This window comes from Leclercia sp. W17, assembly GCF_003336325.1.
In the GTDB taxonomy this organism is placed as follows: domain Bacteria; phylum Pseudomonadota; class Gammaproteobacteria; order Enterobacterales; family Enterobacteriaceae; genus Enterobacter.
Window position 1 is genome coordinate 4,202,511 of sequence record NZ_CP031101.1, and the last position, 16,974, is coordinate 4,219,484.

The window sequence follows — 16,974 nt, forward strand, 5'->3', positions numbered from 1 at the left end:
AATCATGACCCAACCAATTCGTTCCAATAAAGCATCAGGAATGATGCGTAAGCTGCGCAAGTTAAAAACCAAACCAAAACATTTTATCGTCGACTCCAGCGGGTTCCGACTTGCTCAGCGCTCATGGAAGCATAGCCTTAAGCTCGGCAGTTTTATGTGGGTAGTCGCCTGTTTTGCAGTCGCTGTTCTCTATTTTGGTTTAATTGCGTCAGATCGGTATGTGAGCCGGGCGCAATTAGTCATTAAACAAGCAGATCAAATAAAAATGTTGCCTGACGCACTGTCAATGCTGGGCATCGGTGGAAGCAATCATGAAGATGTATTGCTGGTTCAAGATTATCTTAACTCTCCAGATATGCTTGCAAAACTGGATAAAGAGTTGGGTCTGAAAGCACATTATCAAAGCCATGACATTGATTATTTTTCTCGCTTATCAGGTGATGTAAGCCAGGAGGATTTCCTTAAATATTACCGGAATCATCTGTCATTACGTCTCGATGACCTCTCGGGTGTGTTAACGGTTGAGCTGCAAGCATTTGATCCTGGTTATGGTCAACGCGTAGTAAACCTGATGCTTAAGGAATCAGAGGGTTTTATCAATAAACTCGGCCATCAGGTCGCGCTGGAACAACTGGCCTTTGTTGAAAAGGAAGTCGATCGTGCCTATCAGCGTGTTCAGGATGAAAAAGCGAAGGTTCTTGATTTCCAGAATAAACATAACCTGATTAGCCCTGAATCAACCAGTACTGCCCGTCTGGGTGTGGTCAGCCAGATCGAAAGCGAACTGGCAAGCCAGCAAGCGCAACTGAAACAATTGCAGAGTTATATGAAGGATACGGCTCCCGCTGTCATTTCTGTTAAGGCCAGAGCCGAGGCCTTAACTGAGCAGCTGGCGCAGGAAAAAGCCAGACTTACTGGTACCGATCAAGATGCAATGAACGAAGTAACCGCTCGCTATATGGATGTTCAAACGCAGGCAACTTTAGCGGCGGATCTTTATAAAAGCGGTCTTATCAGCCTGGAACAAGCTCGGGTTGAGGCGTACCGCAAGCTGAAACACTTGCTTGTGGTGAGCCAGCCTACCCTTGCTCAAGATGCTGAGTACCCTCGACGCCTCTATAACCTGGCAACCATCGGAGTACTGCTGTGTTTAATGTATGGGCTGATCGTGATGGGCCTTGCTACGCTGCGTGAGCACCAGGACTAACCCACCTTTAGAATAAAATTAATATCCTTATTTTCAATGTAGCTTATCCGAGAAATTAACATTATGAAAAACCAACAGACAGTGGATGTTCGCAGTTTTTATGATGAAGTTCCCTTTGATGGGGACATTACTGAAAGCATTAAACAGACATTAAAGCAACAGGGTGAGACGTTGCTGACTTTGTCGGAACAATTTAACAAAGCGCAATACAAGCTAGCCCTTTCTTTGATGCTTCAATGCAAGGGCCATGTCATTATCTGTGGTATGGGAAAATCCGGCCACGTAGGGCGTAAAATGTCTGCAACGCTTGCTTCCACCGGTACGCCTAGTTTTTTTGTACATCCTGCGGAAGCGTTTCATGGTGATCTGGGAATGATCACTTGTGATGATGTGGTTATTTTAATTTCAAATAGCGGCGAAACTGATGAGATTTTAAAACTCATCCCTTCACTGAAAAATTTTGGTAACCGTATTATCGCTATCACGGGCGGCTTACAATCCACGCTGGCTAAGAACGCTGATGCAGTATTAGAAATAAAAATGCAAAGTGAATCCTGCCCCAACAACTTAGCGCCTACTACCTCTACGACTTTGACTATGGCGATTGGTGATGCTTTGGCATCAGCACTGATAAGTAAACGCCGCTTTATGCCCAATGATTTTGCCCGGTTCCATCCTGGTGGTAGTTTAGGTCGCCGTTTGCTGACCCGTTTAAAAGATGTAATGAGTGAACGACTAACCAGAGTTCTTCCTGAAGCAGCCTTAAAAGACGTCATCGTTGATATGACTCAAGATCAACATGGCATCGCTCTCGTCATGAAAGACAGTAATTTGATAGGGGTTATTACTGATGGAGATCTGCGACGAGCTATGGCACGTAATGACTTTGATCTAAATACTTTTAAAGCACAAGACATCATGACACAAAGTCCTATAACCGCATCACAGCATTCAATGTTAAGTGATGCGGAAGAAATAATGAGACTACATCAAATTAAACAGCTCTTAGTAGTAGATGAAGGCAACACTCCAGTCGGAGTTGTAGAATTTTATAACTAGAACCTAAATGCTATAGGATAGTAAATAGCTTGGTATACGCATATAATAATTAGCTACTTCCTAGCAAAGAAAGTTCATAATCAATAGTAATAAACATCGATACATATTTACAATGCTTAGGCTTAATTCAATGCTATTTTTATAGCTTATATATAAGGAATTAAGTACTAAAAATTTTAATATGGATATGCATAGGTTTATTTAACCCCAATTTTTTCAAATCTTAACACACACTATGAAATACTATCTCGTAAGCCCTTTTTCAAATAAAAATAATGGTATAACTAACTATGTTAGCAGTGCCCATGATTTGTTGCTAAAAAATGGGATAGATGTTACTGTAATTGATAATCATGATAATTTGAAGCCTGTTGATTTAGAAAAAAAAATAGTCGATATTATTGGAAATACCGCATCAATTGTGGAAATACCCGATGCCTGGGGCTTATTTTATAACACTCCAACTTCTTTTATCAGGCATGTGAGATTACATGCTCCGTCGCTTTTATTACAAGAAATAAATGGTATTACGCAAAACAAACAACGTTTTAATAGGGAGTGCAATTCAGCACGCTCCGCAAATTTTGTAAGTTCTCCAAGTGTAGTAAATTCAAATGCATATAATTTAAAAAATATTGATTGCTATTCCTACCCTAATCCTATTCCATTTTCTTTTCAGGATTGTAGCCAAAAGGATATAGATATTATTTTTATTGGACGAGCAGATAATGTTAAAGGTATAGATTTATTTGCAAAAATACTTTCACACTTGCCTTCCAAAATTCGTGTAGTACTAATAGGTGTAACCGCTGAGCAATTTGAGTGCTTTAGATTAAAAGGTATTAAATGTAGTATAGAAATTTTAGGCTGGTTAAATAACGATGATAAACTTGAATATTTAAAAAGAGCTAAAGTTTGTGCAATAACCAGTCGTTTCGAAAGTTTCAGCCTTGTCGCAGCTGAAGCCATTAGCTGTCGTTGTCATGTAATAACTTGGGATGTCGGTGGATTTTCAGAGTGCTATCCAGAAGACTTGCTTTCATTAATTAATTATGAAGATATCATAAGTTACTCTGCCACTATTTTAGATAAGCTCGAAGCACCATTAATCAGTGAAGAAAAAATAAATCATTTTATCAATGAAAATAATGCAAAATATATTGAGGCAGTTAAAAGCATAATTACAGGAAAAATAATTAACAATAGTTTTAATTTTAATAACAAAAAATATACACCTACAAGGGAAAATATTAACAATATATATAAGCAAGCTGTTATAAATTATCTTGAAAATGGAATTAATACTTTTGGTTTTTCAATGATGAATGAACATGCTGAAGAGATGTGGGGCTCTCTTATCGGCAGTGTTATTAGCAACTATACATTCATATCGAGAAAACCACTTGGATATAATTCTAAATTTGATCATAGGTTCCCCATATCCCCTAATAATTTTAAAGTATATGACTGGCGTTTTAATACAAGGCAACTAATTGATGATTTTTCTAAATTAAATGATCCTGTTGTATTTGTCTTTAATGGAAATACCTCTGCTTTTGACGATTCAATAAAAGCTATAAAATTAACAGGTAACCCTCCTATCGTATATTCAGAACTAGGCTGGCTCCCACAAAAAAATAATATTTATTTCGATAGTACTGGTGCGAACTATAGAAGTAGCATCCGACACTCTTCCCTAGAAAAATTAACGCATAAATATAATTATAATTCAGATCAAGAAGTTCATGCATTCTCATTTAAAACTGTATTGCTTGCTTTACAGTTACCAGGTGATACTACTTTACAAAAAGAATCATACCCGCTTCAACTTCTACACCAAGATTTAATAGCACATATCAGAAGTATACTCCCCGCAGACATGAAATTAATAGTCAGGAAACACCCACGTGATCCTAATGACTACAATGTTGAATTTTTAGAAAATACAATTTATGATATCAATATCAATTCTCATGACACACTTAAGTCGGTTGACGCTCTAATAGCGGTTAATTCAACTATAATAATAGAAGCATTATCATATCCTATTAATATATATTCACTTGGATATGGTCTATTTGAGAACAAAGGAATTGTTACAGAGTGTCATAGAGATAAAGATGAACTTCAAGAAAAATGGCTTAACTATATTGAATTTAACAGAGAAAGAAGACAAGAATTCTTAAGATTCTTGAGAGAACGGCAATTTTCTGTTTCTGATTTTTATCAAGATAAAGATATACAGAAACAAGCTCTATCTCTTTACCCTATTGTCGAGTCAATAATGAATATATCCCCTTCAAGCTCACCAGTTATTCTTGCTAAGCCTACTATATCCAAAACTGATACAAAGGAAACAAAGAAGTTAAATGCTTTGGTGAAAACAAAGAATAAGTTCAGAAAACTAGTACGAACGCCCAAAAAATTCACTCAAGATTTCGCTATCAAAAATCATAAAAAATTAACCAAAGTACTTAGCATCAGTCCCAAAGCCAACGCTTGGCTATTCTCTGGCTTAATTAAACCATTGGTTTCAAAAAAGATCATTGGTTTTGAGTTAGATAAAACATACAAAACCATAAGACATATTGAAAAATATATTCCAGAAATAGCTTACTTATACTATAGAACAAAATGGATATACTTTGGCGTAAACAAAGATATGATTAAGTTTGCGAAGAGCGCTAGCGTGAAACATCTCAGTGATGCTATGAAGTTTGATATCGCGTCTATACTTTGTGAGAGTGGGAATTACAATGACGCAATTAGCATCGCCAAGTCATGTTTAAATAAACAGCCCGATATTTTTAGAAAAAAACAATACTTAAGGCTGGCAACATTGATCTATAATGATAAGAACTACCTTAGTTCTTTACCACAAGATGAAATGACATACATTACTGAACTGAATAACTGTTTTTTCCATATACTAAACAGTAGAAATAAAATTGAAACACTGATCAAAAATAGTAAATCAAATATAAAAACAATCGGCAACTCTCCCAATCAACGAGGTATCAAAAAAGGCAAAGCTATAAACAATGCTGGCTTGGTAATTAGATTTAATAGTTTTGATACATCATTAAATAGAAGGGCTGATGTTGGCGTTAAAACCGATATTTGGGTCAAATCTCCATCATTCGAAGAAGTAGAAAGAAAATCTTTGTCATCGATAAAATCTGTTATTATTACGGGGACAAATCATCTAGATCGTTCTCCTTCAGCTTACGACTTTTTTTACGATTTTTATAAAAATAAAATCCCTGCAACAAATGTTCCTCAAGATATATATCAAACTTTGAGTAGAAAGATTTCATCTCCACCTAGTGGTGGTATACAGGTTTTATTTTGGCTTAAAGAACTTAATGGCCGCATAAATTCAGCAAATATATATGGCTTTAGTTTGGATAAAAAAAATGCGTTAAAAGGGCCTAATGGAGAAGTTAATCAAAAAGCAAAATACTCTCATAATTGGGATAAAGAAATTGAAATAATAAAAAAAGAATGCTTATGGTAATTATTTATGACTAACCCTTATGTACTGCAGGTTGATAAAAATTCTGACAATAATGTTTTTGCGTTTTCTGCAATTAACATTCCTTCAGGCCAATTTCAGTTTTATAAATTGCTTTCCGAAACCGATGCTAATCTGACACTAATAAATTCTAAAGATAATGATTGGTATCAACGCGGAATTCCCGGCATCCATGAGAATATCCAAAATTGTGTTAAATTTTTGCTTGATAAAAATAAAGGTAATGGCCAAACAATTTGTATCGGTAGTTCTATGGGAGGATATGGTGCGGGTTTATATGGGGCAAAAAGCAGCGCAAATATAGTTATTATTTTTGGTGCCGAATTTAAACTTGGCCTTCCTTTTAGCCGCAGTAAATTACATATGCCTTCCGATATATCTTACAGATACGAAGATTTATCAAAAGTAATAAATGAGAGCGGAGACCAAACTCAATATCATATTTTTGTTGGCGATGCCGATATAATTGACATTTACAATGCAACTTTTTTATCCGACGCCCCAAATATTAAAATTTACAACATTAAAAACTCTAATCATAATGTCACAAAGTTTATTAGTGACAATGTGATAAATATAAATGAATTAGTTAATTTATTATCTAACGATCCCCTTACTTTTGATAAGAAAATATCTACGCACATTTCTTATGATATTCTCCATCATGAAAAATTCATATGTGCTTTATATAATGCTTATGTTTCTTTGAGAATGAGGGATTTTGACAATGCACATGAAATCTTAAAATCAATAAGTTCGCCTTTCGCACACACTATGACCTGCTCCCCGTTGATTAGTACACCCCGATGTTAGTAATGTCTTCATAAGCCACATGAGGACATCCCCATGAAGAAGCGTTTTTCCGACGAACAGATCATCAGTATTCTCCGCGAAGCCGAAGCTGGGGTACCCGCCCGTGAACTCTGCCGCAAGCATGCCATTTCCGATGCCACGTTTTACACCTGGCGTAAGAAGTATGGCGGTATGGAGGTGCCTGAAGTTAAGCGCCTGAAGTCGCTTGAGGAAGAGAACGCCAGACTCAAGAAGCTGCTTGCCGAAGCCATGCTGGATAAAGAGGCGCTTCAGGTGGCTCTTGGGCGAAAGTACTGACGACAGACCAGAAGCGGGAAGCCGTGATGTTGATGTGTGATGCGACCGGTCTGTCGCAACGTCGTGCCTGCAGGCTTACAGGTTTATCCCTGTCGACCTGCCGCTATGAGGCTCACCGTCCGGCTGCTGATGCGCATTTATCAGGGCGCATCACTGAGCTGGCACTGGAGCGCAGGCGTTTTGGCTACCGTCGTATTTGGCAGTTGCTGCGCCGTGAAGGGCTTCATGTTAATCATAAGCGCGTGTACCGGCTTTATCACCTCAGTGGCCTGGGCGTAAAACGCAGAAGACGTCGTAAAGGGCTGGCAACAGAACGTCTGCCGCTGCTCCGTCCGGCGGCGCCCAATCTGACCTGGTCGATGGATTTCGTCATGGACGCACTTTCCACCGGTCGCAGGATCAAGTGTCTTACCTGCGTCGATGATTTCACAAAGGAATGCCTGACGGTCACTGTTGCCTTTGGGATTTCAGGCGTTCAGGTCACGCGTATTCTGGACAGCATTGCACTGTTTCGAGGCTATCCGGCGACGATAAGAACTGACCAGGGGCCGGAGTTCACTTGCCGTGCACTGGATCAATGGGCCTTTGAGCATGGTGTTGAGTTGCGCTTAATCCAGCCGGGCAAGCCAACGCAGAACGGATTTATTGAGAGCTTTAACGGACGATTTCGCGATGAATGTTTGAATGAGCACTGGTTCAGCGATATCGTTCATGCCAGGAAAATTATTAATGACTGGCGGCAGGATTATAACGAATGCCGCCCGCACTCCACGCTGAATTATCAGACACCGTCTGAATTTGCAGCGGGCTGGAGAAAGGGTCATTCTGAGAATGAAGATTCCGACGTTACTAACTGAGTGTTGTATCTAATCGTGGGGGCAGGTCAACTAATAGCTTATATAATTTATATTATGGGATGATCCTAACCAGATTAAAACTACCAGCAAAAGCTTTACCTTATCTGAATCGTTCCATTCAAAACAACGCTTATAATCGTGATGCTTTTTTTGAATTAGGAATGGCTTACAATCATGTTGGAAAACCTGAAAAATCAATTCATTACTACTCTGAATGTCTAAAAATAGACTCTTCTTATGCACCAGCGCATCATCATCTAGGTTTGATATATAAACAAGACAATGATTTTAAGCTTGCAGAAGCTCATCTTAAATGTGCTTATGAATTAGAAAAGAATGAGAGATATAAAAAAGAACTTATTGATTTATATCAGCTAGTTATTAAAATAACTTCTGAAAAAATTAAAGACATATCTTTATAATCATCAAAGGAAAGTTAATCGTGTTTCTTATAGCAGGACCTTGCGTCATTGAATCCGAACAACTCGTAATGGATGTTGCCGGACGCATTAAAGAAATCACCGACAAATTGGGTATGGATTACATCTTCAAATCCAGTTTTGACAAAGCTAACCGTAGCTCCACCGACAGCTTCCGTGGCCCAGGTATGGAACGCGGTCTGCAAATTTTGCAAAAGGTGAAGGAGACCTATGGCTTACGTGTACTAACCGATGTGCACGAAGACACGCCAGTTGAAGAAGTGGCTTCAGTGGTTGATGTTCTGCAAACTCCAGCCTTCCTGGTACGTCAGACCAATTTCATTCAGCGTGTCGCTCGTTGTGGCAAGCCTGTAAACATCAAGAAAGGTCAGTTCCAGGCGCCGTGGGATATGGAGCAGGTCGTTAAGAAATGCCATGAAGTAGGCAACCAAGATATCTGGCTGTGCGACCGTGGCACGTCCTTCGGTTACAACACCCTGATCTCTGATATGCGCGGCCTGCCGGTTATGCGTCGTACCGGCTGTAAAGTGGTCTTTGATGCAACACACTCTGTACAACAACCAGGTGGACAGGGTGCTACCAGTGGCGGCCAGCGTGAATTTGTCCCGGTTCTGGCCCGTGCTGCCGTGGCGGTCGGTGTGGATGGCCTCTTTATGGAAACGCATCCAGAGCCAGCAAAAGCATTGAGTGATGGTCCTAACATGCTGCCTCTCACTGTGATGGAAGAGATGCTTACCCTATTAGCAGAAATCGATCACGTTACTCGCTCCCACCGTTTCCTCGAAGATACATTGGTTTAATTACCTTTCCTTCGAAATCCAAGAAAAAGGCGTATTACGTAATACGCCTTTGCTTTATCCGCCCTGCCGATAAATTTATGGACTTTTTTATGTCTTACAAAATCGTGATTCCAGCCCGTTATGGTTCCAGTCGTTTACCAGGCAAGCCCCTGGCCCTGATTAATGGTCGTCCTATGGTTTGGCATGTCTGGCAACGAGCACTGGAAACCGGAATCCCGTCCGTGGATATCTGGGTTGCAACCGATGACCAACGCATCTATGACGCAGCTACGGCTTTCGGTGCCAATGTGGTAATGACTGATGTTAATCACAGTTGTGGTACAGACAGGCTTGCTGAAGTCGCTAAGCTACAAAGCTGGGCTGACAACGAGATTGTGGTCAATGTTCAGGGCGACGAACCCTTGCTTCCCGCTCATCTGATCCAGTTGGCGGCTGATACTTTAGCGGCTGACAGGGAAAGTGGGATTGCCACACTGGCATGCCCTATTGTGGATTTCGAACAAGTCATGGCTCCCCAATGCGTCAAAGTAGTAACAAACGCTGCAGGCCAGGCACTCTATTTTTCTCGCGCACCAATTCCATGGGATCGGGACAAATTCGCCCAGTTGCAAAGCACTAATGCAGAAGTCGCCCTTACCAGCACAACCACGAGCTGGTTACGTCACATCGGTTTATACGCTTATAAAGTCAGTACCCTCATGTCTCTCAGCGATCTGCCAGTCTCCCCTGTAGAACAACTGGAGTCACTGGAGCAACTTAGAGCACTCTGGCATGGCATTAAGATTGCCGTTGCTCGTGTCGAGCAAGCGCCTCCACATGGGGTTGATACTCCAGAAGATTTGGTTCGGATTCAGAGACATTTCGAGTCTGAGGTTGCAACAGCATAATGACGGTTTGGGTCAGCAGCAAAGGAGTGTATTCCCGTCGCCATCAGATTGCCCCGCTTCTTGGGCAGAATATTGAGCACTATTCGTCCCGCTCGCATGCGGAACCAGGAGACCTGTTTGCTGGCTGGGGCCAAAAAGCTAATACCCGCCAAATCAAACAAAAAGCCCAGCAACTCGGGCTGCCGTACTGGCAGCTTGAGGATGGCTTTATCGGGTATATTGGCCATCCCGCCCGGGGGGGCAAGGCCGTCTCCCTGATCGCCGATCCTGTGGGAATTTACTACGATGCCCGACAGCCGAGCCGCCTTGAAGAGCTGATCGCGACCCCCTGCGATGACAGCATGCTGGCGCGTGCCGAAGCGCTCATAGCTGAACTACTGCGTCTCGGCATCACCAAGTACAACTGCTATACCGCAGGCAGCGGCCTGCCGGATACGCTGGCGGCCCGCCTGCATAGCGACCCGCGCCCTAAAGTGCTGCTGATTGACCAGGTGGCGGGGGATCTCTCCATCCCGGGTGCGCTGGCAAGCGAAGACGATTTTGTCGCAATGGTGGCGGCGGCCCGCCGTAACCACCCCGATGCCCGCCTGCTGCTGCGCACTCATCCGGATACCCGGCTGGGTAAAAAAAGCGGCGTGCTGGCGCGGCTGGCGCTGGACGACGTGGAGGTGGTGGCCGAACACTGCCATCCCCACGCCCTGCTGAACAGCGTAGAGGCGGTTTATACCGTCTCCTCCCAGATGGGCTTTGAAGCGCTGCTGCTCGGGAAAGCGGTCCACTGCTTCGGCATGCCGTTTTACGCGGGCTGGGGGCTGACCCACGACAGCAAAACCTGCCCGCGCCGTCAGGGGCCGATCGCCCTGCCCCAGCTGGTGGCGGCGGCGCTGATCCTCTACCCGCGCTATCTGGACCCGATCCTGGGCCAGCGCTGCGAAGTGGAACAGGTGCTCGACATTATTGCCGGTCAGCAGAATCCCACCCCACGCTATCGCCGTCTCTATATGGTGGGCTTCTCGCTGTGGAAGCGCGCCTTTATGCGCGCCTTCTGCCAGCCGCTGGCCGAAGAGCTGCACTTTGTGCGCAAGCTGCCTGAAACGCTGGCTGCCGACGAACAGGTGCTGGTCTGGGGCAGCCGCCATCCTGAACTTAAAAGCGCCATCCGGGTGGAAGATGGTTTTATCCGCTCCCGGGGGTTGGGCTCGAACCTGTGCCGCCCCTCGTCGCTCTCCATCGACCCGGTAGGGATCTACTTCGACAGTCGCCGTCCAAGCAGACTGGAGCAGTTGCTTAATCAGCATGAGCTTACTGACCAGGAGCTGGCTCGCGGCGAGACGCTGGTGGATCTGCTCCGCCAGCATGGGGTGAGCAAATATAACGTTGGCACCGTCAAACCGTTCACCCCACCTGCTGATGGCCGTTCGCTGGTGCTGGTGGTGGGCCAGGTGGATGGCGATGCCTCGATCCTCACCGGCAGCCCGGTGATCCGCAGCAACGAAGCGCTGCTGTGGGCGGTACGGGACGCCAGACCGGAGGCGCACATCCTCTTTAAACCGCACCCGGACGTGGTGGCGGGCAACCGGGCCGGGGCTATCTCTGCAGAATGTCTGGCCCACTGCGTCGACAGCCAGGTGCTGGATCTCGGCCTGACCAGTCTCTATCCCCATGTGGATGAGCTGCACACCATGACGTCGCTGAGCGGCTTTGAAGCGCTGGTGCAGGGGGTGAAGGTCACCACCTGGGGCCAGCCGTTCTACAGCGGCTGGGGACTGACCGAAGACAGGCATCCTGCCCCGCGTCGTCAGCGCCCTCTGCCACTGGCGGCGCTGGTCTACCTGACTCTGGTGGCCTATCCGCGCTATATCGACTGGCAGAGCGGGCTGTGGATGAGCCCGGAGCAGTTGATCCGCCAGCTGGCCGCGCAGGGTAACTCCTCATCGCAAAAAGCCAGCCGCTGGCAGCGCTGGCAGTTAAAACTGAGCTATCTGGCGCAGACGCTTCGCTAGCGAACGATTTCTCCTGATGTATTAAAGAAAAGCGGTCATCAAGCCGTTAATCACCTGTCTCATCAACGGAACGGATCTGGGAAAAGAAATGGAAGAGCAAGCCATACGCCATTTATTAAATGGCCGCCGATATCTTTTATTACAAGGACCGATGGGCCCCTGCTTTGCACGTCTGGCGACCTGGCTGCAGCACAGCCACCGCGAAGTGAAGCAGGTCTGCTTTAATGCCGGAGACGCCTGGTATGCCGCAAAAGAGACGTCGCTGCACTACACCGGCCCGGTGAAAAATTTTGCCTTCTGGCTGCGCGATCTGCACAAAGAGTACGCCTTCGACACCATCGTCTGTTTCGGGGATTGCCGCCCGATGCATGTCGAAGCGAAGAAGTGGGCGCGCTGCAAAGCCATCGACTTTCTCGCCTTTGAGGAGGGGTATTTCCGGCCATTTTATATCACCCTGGAAAAAGGCGGCGTGAACGCCTTCTCCTCAATGCCCATCGATGCGAAATACTATCGCGAGCAGCCGCTGCCGGAGCTGAAAACCCCGACGCCGTGGAAGCCCAGCGCCTTTAACCGTGCCGCCCACGCCATGCTTTATTACGCGGCGGGCTGGTTTGGTCGCCATCGCTATCGCGGCTACCGCCACCACAAGTCATTCTCCCCGTGGTATGAGATGCACTGCTGGGTCCGTGCCGGCCGTCGTAAGCTGTGGTATCGCTGGAAGCAGCGCCACATGCTGAGCCATATCACCGAAACGCTGGACAACGCGTACTACCTGGCGATTTTGCAGGTCTACAACGACAGCCAGATCATTCACCACAGCCCGTATAAAGATGTGCGTGACTATATCGAAACCGTGATCCGCTCCTTTGCCCGCCATGCGCCGAAAGAACTCCATCTGGTGTTCAAGCATCATCCGATGGATCGTGGTCACCGCTATTATGGCGTGCTGATTAATACGCTGTGCGAGAAGTACGGCATTACGACTGACCGGGTGATCTATATCCACGATCTCTCCCTGCCCGCCCTGCTGACCCACACCCGTGGAGTGATCACCGTTAACAGCACTGCGGGGCTGTCGGCGCTGATCCACAACAAGCCGCTCAAGGTGATGGGCAAAGCGCTGTATGACATCGAAGGCTTAACCTGGCAGGGGCCGTTGAACCAGTTCTGGCAAACGGATTTCGCGCCTGACAAACAGCTTTTCCACCGTTTTCGTACCCACCTGCTCTACAACACGCAGATCAACGCCGTGTTTTACGGTAAGTCCGACTGGCTTAACGTCCCGACCGAACTCCCCCTGCCGGATTCTATTACCGATTCCGAACTCGAACGCTAATTCACCACTCCGCCGGGGAGATTGCCCCGGCGGATCCGATCTGCCCCTCGCTTTTATCCCCTCGTTGTAAAAATAACTAATGTTTATCCCTAATCTGGCCGTTATAACCTAAGACAAATTTTCACGCCGTTTTTTGCACTGACATATTTTGTCAGCCCGCACCGGCGTAATTCACAGCAATGTTTTAGATCACGGGAAAGCTATATGACAATTCCGACCAGGAGTCGCTCGGCTGAAAGGTTGGTAGATATTCTGCTGGAGCTTCATTTACACGGCGTGGTTAACCGCCAGGCATTGATGCATAAATTTAATATTACTGAGCGCACCGTCTATCGCGATCTGAATGCACTCTCGCCGATTGTAGAGTACACCGGAAACGGGCTGTACCGGCTTATTCATTCCCCGCAGGGACACACCGGCCCGGGGCTGCATCACGTCATTGCTAACTTCCTGAATGTGGATGACTATTTTCCTGATAAAGGCCGTGAATTCTGGCAGAAACTGGAGTCACGGGTAGAGGAAAACCATATTATGATCCTCGGTAACGAGGCCGAGCGAAAAGAAAAATGGGATATTCACGCGCAGCTTGCGGCCTTTGAGAAGGCGATTAAGGGCCAGCAGATTTGCCAGATCCTCTATAAAGGAAAATCGCGGCAGGTTAACCCTTATAAAGTAATTAACAAAAAAAATATATGGTATTTACAAGCCACCGAAGGCGGCAGATTGAAATCGTTTTCTTTAAGCCTTATTCAGTGGCTGGATATTCGCAGCGAAACCTTCACGCCAGATAACGACACCCTCGAATTACTGGAAAAAAATCCCGACCCGTGGGTCAGCGAAGAGACATTCGAAGTGGATGTGCTTATTCCCACCACCATTGCGCACTATTTTAAACGCCGCGATCTGCTGCCCGGCCAGGAAATTCTGGCGGAAGATAAAAACGGCATCACCCTGCGCTGCCATGCCGCACATGAAAACCAGATCCTGCCGCTGCTCTTCTACTGGCTGCCTAACATCGAGGTGCTGGAACCGGCATGGCTGAAGCAGAAATTTGTTGCCACTCTGGAGAACTATCTGGCGGACGTGGAGTGATCCGCCCCTGACATCGTGATCCCCTTCACACAATTTCCTCCTCTGACGGCGAGCCTGAACCACTCGCCCTCGCAGTTGACCGCTCATCCCGCCATACAACCACTCACCGATTTACCTTCCTTTACACGCGCAAGGCTCTGGCAAGATCGCCGTAGCATTAATCACTCTCTCTACAGCGAACCCTGACGCTTTTTTCATCTAAAAACCAGGTCTTATTATGGATATCAAAAAACTACTTAAGCACGTCCCCTGGCTGCTGCTTGGGATACTCGGGGCATGTTGCCTTGCCGTCGTCGCCCTGCGTCGCGGCGAGCACATCAGCGCCCTGTGGATCGTCGTGGCCTCCGTGTCGGTCTATCTGGTGGCGTACCGCTACTACAGCCTCTACATCGCGCAAAAGGTCATGAAGCTCGACCCGACGCGCGCCACCCCGGCGGTCATTAACAATGACGGCCTGAACTACGTGCCAACCAACCGCTACGTGCTGTTTGGCCACCACTTTGCGGCCATCGCAGGCGCGGGTCCGCTGGTTGGGCCGGTCCTTGCGGCGCAGATGGGCTACCTGCCGGGTACCCTGTGGCTGCTGGCGGGCGTGGTGCTGGCGGGTGCGGTGCAGGACTTTATGGTGCTGTTTATCTCTTCTCGCCGTAACGGCGCCTCTCTGGGTGAGATGATCAAAGAAGAGATGGGCCGCGTTCCAGGCACCATCGCTCTGTTCGGCTGCTTCCTGATCATGATCATCATCCTTGCGGTGCTGGCGCTGATCGTGGTGAAAGCGCTGGCGGAAAGTCCGTGGGGCGTCTTTACCGTCTGCTCTACCGTGCCGATTGCGCTGTTCATGGGGATCTACATGCGATTCCTGCGTCCGGGCCGCGTGGGTGAAGTGTCAGTGATTGGTATTGTGCTGCTGGTAGCCTCCATTTACTTTGGCGGCGTGATTGCCCACGACCCGTACTGGGGCCCGGCGCTGACCTTTAAAGACACCACCATCACCTTTGCGCTGATTGGTTACGCCTTTATCTCCGCCCTGCTGCCGGTATGGCTGATTCTGGCGCCGCGCGATTACCTGGCGACCTTCCTGAAAATCGGCGTCATCGTCGGTCTGGCGATCGGCATTGTGATCATCAACCCTGAGCTGAAAATGCCTGCGGTGACCCAATACATCGACGGTACCGGTCCACTGTGGAAAGGCGCGCTGTTCCCGTTCCTGTTTATCACCATTGCCTGTGGTGCGGTCTCTGGCTTCCACGCCCTGATCGCCTCCGGTACTACGCCAAAACTGCTGGCGAACGAAACCGACGCGCGCTTTATCGGTTACGGCGCGATGCTGATGGAATCTTTCGTGGCGGTCATGGCCCTGGTGGCGGCCTCCATCATCGAGCCGGGTCTCTACTTCGCGATGAACACCCCACCAGCGGGCCTGGGCATTACCATGCCGAACCTGCATGAGATGGGCGGTGACAACGCAGCGCTGATCATGGCGCAGCTGAAAGACGTAAGCGCCCACGCGGCGGCGACCGTCAGCTCCTGGGGCTTTGTGATCTCTCCTGAGCAGATCATGCAGACGGCCAAAGACATCGGTGAACCGTCTGTTCTGAACCGTGCCGGTGGCGCACCAACCCTGGCGGTAGGTATCGCCCACGTGTTCCACAAAGTGCTGCCATGGGCAGACATGGGCTTCTGGTACCACTTCGGTATTCTGTTCGAAGCGCTGTTCATCCTCACCGCGCTGGACGCCGGTACCCGTGCAGGCCGCTTTATGCTCCAGGATCTGCTGGGCAACTTCGTGCCGTTCCTGAAGAAAACCGACTCGCTGGTAGCGGGCGTACTGGGAACCGCGGGTTGCGTAGGTCTGTGGGGTTATCTGCTGTATCAGGGCGTAGTCGACCCACTGGGCGGCGTGAAGAGCCTGTGGCCGCTGTTCGGTATCTCTAACCAGATGCTGGCGGCTGTTGCCCTGGTGCTCGGCACCGTGGTACTGGTGAAGATGAAGCGCACCAAATACATCTGGGTGACCGTGGTTCCTGCTCTGTGGCTGCTGCTCTGCACCACCTGGGCGCTGGGTCTGAAACTGTTCAGCTCCAACCCGCAGCTGGAAGGCTTCTTCTTTATGGCTAACCAGTACAAAGAGAAGATTGCCGCAGGCGGCAATGAGCTGACTGCCCAGCAGATTGCCAACATGAACCATATCGTGGTGAACAACTACACCAACGCGGGTCTGAGCATTCTGTTCCTGGTGGTGGTCTACAGCATCATCTTCTACGGCATCAAAACCTGGATGAAAGTGCGTAACGCCGAGGGTCGTACCGATAAAGAGACGCCGTACGTACCGGTGCCGGAAGGCGGCGTGAAGACCTCTTCACACCATTAAGTCAGTAACCTCTATATAGGCCCGGATCGCTGCGCGCTACCGGGCTTTTTCTATCTGGATGGCACAATGTTTGGTAACTTAGGCGAAGCAAAAAAATACCTCGGTCAGGCGGCGAAAATGCTGATTGGCATTCCGGACTATGACAACTACGTTGAGCATATGAAGACCAACCATCCGGATAAGCCGTACATGACCTACAACGAATTCTTCCGCGAGCGTCAGGAAGCGCGCTACGGCGGAGGAGGAGAAGGCGGCGTACGCTGCTGCTGAAGGAGAA

The 16,974-nt window shown here is 47.3% G+C and carries 13 protein-coding genes; all 13 read left to right on the top strand.

From position 1 onward, the window contains the following. Positions 1-4: 4 nt before the first annotated feature. The 13 genes from DVA44_RS20880 to DVA44_RS20940 all read left to right on the top strand — a co-directional run bounded on the left by DVA44_RS20880 (position 5) and on the right by DVA44_RS20940 (position 16,967). Positions 5-1,207: a sugar transporter gene (locus DVA44_RS20880; RefSeq protein ID WP_114388017.1), complete on the top strand. Its 1,203-nt coding sequence runs from the start codon at positions 5-7 to the stop codon at positions 1,205-1,207. Between the two features lie 63 nt (positions 1,208-1,270). Then, positions 1,271-2,266 (top strand): SIS domain-containing protein, encoded by a 996-nt coding sequence (locus tag DVA44_RS20885; protein ID WP_114388018.1) that lies wholly within the window; start codon positions 1,271-1,273, stop codon positions 2,264-2,266. A gap of 235 nt (positions 2,267-2,501) precedes the next feature. Then, entirely contained in the window at positions 2,502-5,783 is a 3,282-nt protein-coding gene (locus DVA44_RS20890) for a glycosyltransferase family 29 protein (RefSeq protein ID WP_114388019.1), read from the top strand. Positions 5,784-5,789: 6 nt separating this feature from the next. Next, a complete protein-coding gene (locus DVA44_RS20895) occupies positions 5,790-6,614 on the top strand; it encodes a hypothetical protein (RefSeq protein ID WP_114388020.1) in 825 nt (274 codons plus the stop codon). Between the two features lie 33 nt (positions 6,615-6,647). Beyond that, positions 6,648-7,768, top strand: a protein-coding gene (locus DVA44_RS20900) for an IS3-like element ISSen4 family transposase (RefSeq protein ID WP_087451024.1) whose coding sequence is annotated in 2 segments (ribosomal slippage) — positions 6,648-6,906 and positions 6,906-7,768 — 1,122 coding nt in all. Because the reading frame shifts where the segments join, the coding sequence is not laid out codon by codon here. 59 nt (positions 7,769-7,827) lie between these two features. Beyond that, positions 7,828-8,190, top strand: a complete 363-nt coding sequence (locus DVA44_RS20905; RefSeq protein WP_114388021.1) for a tetratricopeptide repeat protein — start codon at positions 7,828-7,830, stop codon at positions 8,188-8,190. Between the two features lie 20 nt (positions 8,191-8,210). Continuing rightward, entirely contained in the window at positions 8,211-9,008 is a 798-nt protein-coding gene (gene kdsA / locus DVA44_RS20910; RefSeq protein ID WP_114388022.1) for a 3-deoxy-8-phosphooctulonate synthase, read from the top strand. A gap of 89 nt (positions 9,009-9,097) precedes the next feature. Continuing rightward, positions 9,098-9,895 carry a 3-deoxy-manno-octulosonate cytidylyltransferase gene (gene kdsB / locus DVA44_RS20915; protein ID WP_114388023.1) on the top strand — a complete coding sequence of 266 codons (798 nt, stop codon included), beginning with the start codon at positions 9,098-9,100 and terminating at the stop codon, positions 9,893-9,895. Then, on the top strand, positions 9,895-11,898 hold the full coding sequence (locus DVA44_RS20920; protein WP_114388024.1) for a capsular polysaccharide biosynthesis protein: 2,004 nt from the start codon (positions 9,895-9,897) through the stop codon (positions 11,896-11,898). The genes kdsB and DVA44_RS20920 overlap by 1 nt, the downstream gene beginning before the upstream one ends. A gap of 88 nt (positions 11,899-11,986) precedes the next feature. Then, positions 11,987-13,234 (top strand): capsule biosynthesis protein, encoded by a 1,248-nt coding sequence (locus tag DVA44_RS20925; protein ID WP_114388025.1) that lies wholly within the window; start codon positions 11,987-11,989, stop codon positions 13,232-13,234. A gap of 204 nt (positions 13,235-13,438) precedes the next feature. After that, a complete protein-coding gene (locus tag DVA44_RS20930) occupies positions 13,439-14,326 on the top strand; it encodes a YafY family protein (protein ID WP_114388026.1) in 888 nt (295 codons plus the stop codon). Positions 14,327-14,543: 217 nt separating this feature from the next. Beyond that, positions 14,544-16,697 (top strand): carbon starvation CstA family protein, encoded by a 2,154-nt coding sequence (locus tag DVA44_RS20935; protein ID WP_114388027.1) that lies wholly within the window; start codon positions 14,544-14,546, stop codon positions 16,695-16,697. A gap of 66 nt (positions 16,698-16,763) precedes the next feature. After that, a complete protein-coding gene (locus DVA44_RS20940) occupies positions 16,764-16,967 on the top strand; it encodes a YbdD/YjiX family protein (RefSeq protein WP_032616354.1) in 204 nt (67 codons plus the stop codon). The last annotated feature ends 7 nt before the right edge of the window (positions 16,968-16,974 follow it).

Bases quoted from the DNA above. Each gene is read 5' to 3' on its own strand.
- DVA44_RS20880 (WP_114388017.1), top strand. From the start codon at position 5: ATGACCCAACCAATTCGTTCCAATAAAGCATCAGGAATGATGCGTAAG.
- DVA44_RS20885 (WP_114388018.1), top strand. From the start codon at position 1,271: ATGAAAAACCAACAGACAGTGGATGTTCGCAGTTTTTATGATGAAGTT.
- DVA44_RS20890 (WP_114388019.1), top strand. From the start codon at position 2,502: ATGAAATACTATCTCGTAAGCCCTTTTTCAAATAAAAATAATGGTATA.
- DVA44_RS20895 (WP_114388020.1), top strand. From the start codon at position 5,790: ATGACTAACCCTTATGTACTGCAGGTTGATAAAAATTCTGACAATAAT.
- DVA44_RS20905 (WP_114388021.1), top strand. From the start codon at position 7,828: ATGATCCTAACCAGATTAAAACTACCAGCAAAAGCTTTACCTTATCTG.
- kdsB (WP_114388023.1), top strand. From the start codon at position 9,098: ATGTCTTACAAAATCGTGATTCCAGCCCGTTATGGTTCCAGTCGTTTA.
- DVA44_RS20920 (WP_114388024.1), top strand. From the start codon at position 9,895: ATGACGGTTTGGGTCAGCAGCAAAGGAGTGTATTCCCGTCGCCATCAG.
- DVA44_RS20925 (WP_114388025.1), top strand. From the start codon at position 11,987: ATGGAAGAGCAAGCCATACGCCATTTATTAAATGGCCGCCGATATCTT.
- DVA44_RS20930 (WP_114388026.1), top strand. From the start codon at position 13,439: ATGACAATTCCGACCAGGAGTCGCTCGGCTGAAAGGTTGGTAGATATT.
- DVA44_RS20935 (WP_114388027.1), top strand. From the start codon at position 14,544: ATGGATATCAAAAAACTACTTAAGCACGTCCCCTGGCTGCTGCTTGGG.
- DVA44_RS20940 (WP_032616354.1), top strand. From the start codon at position 16,764: ATGTTTGGTAACTTAGGCGAAGCAAAAAAATACCTCGGTCAGGCGGCG.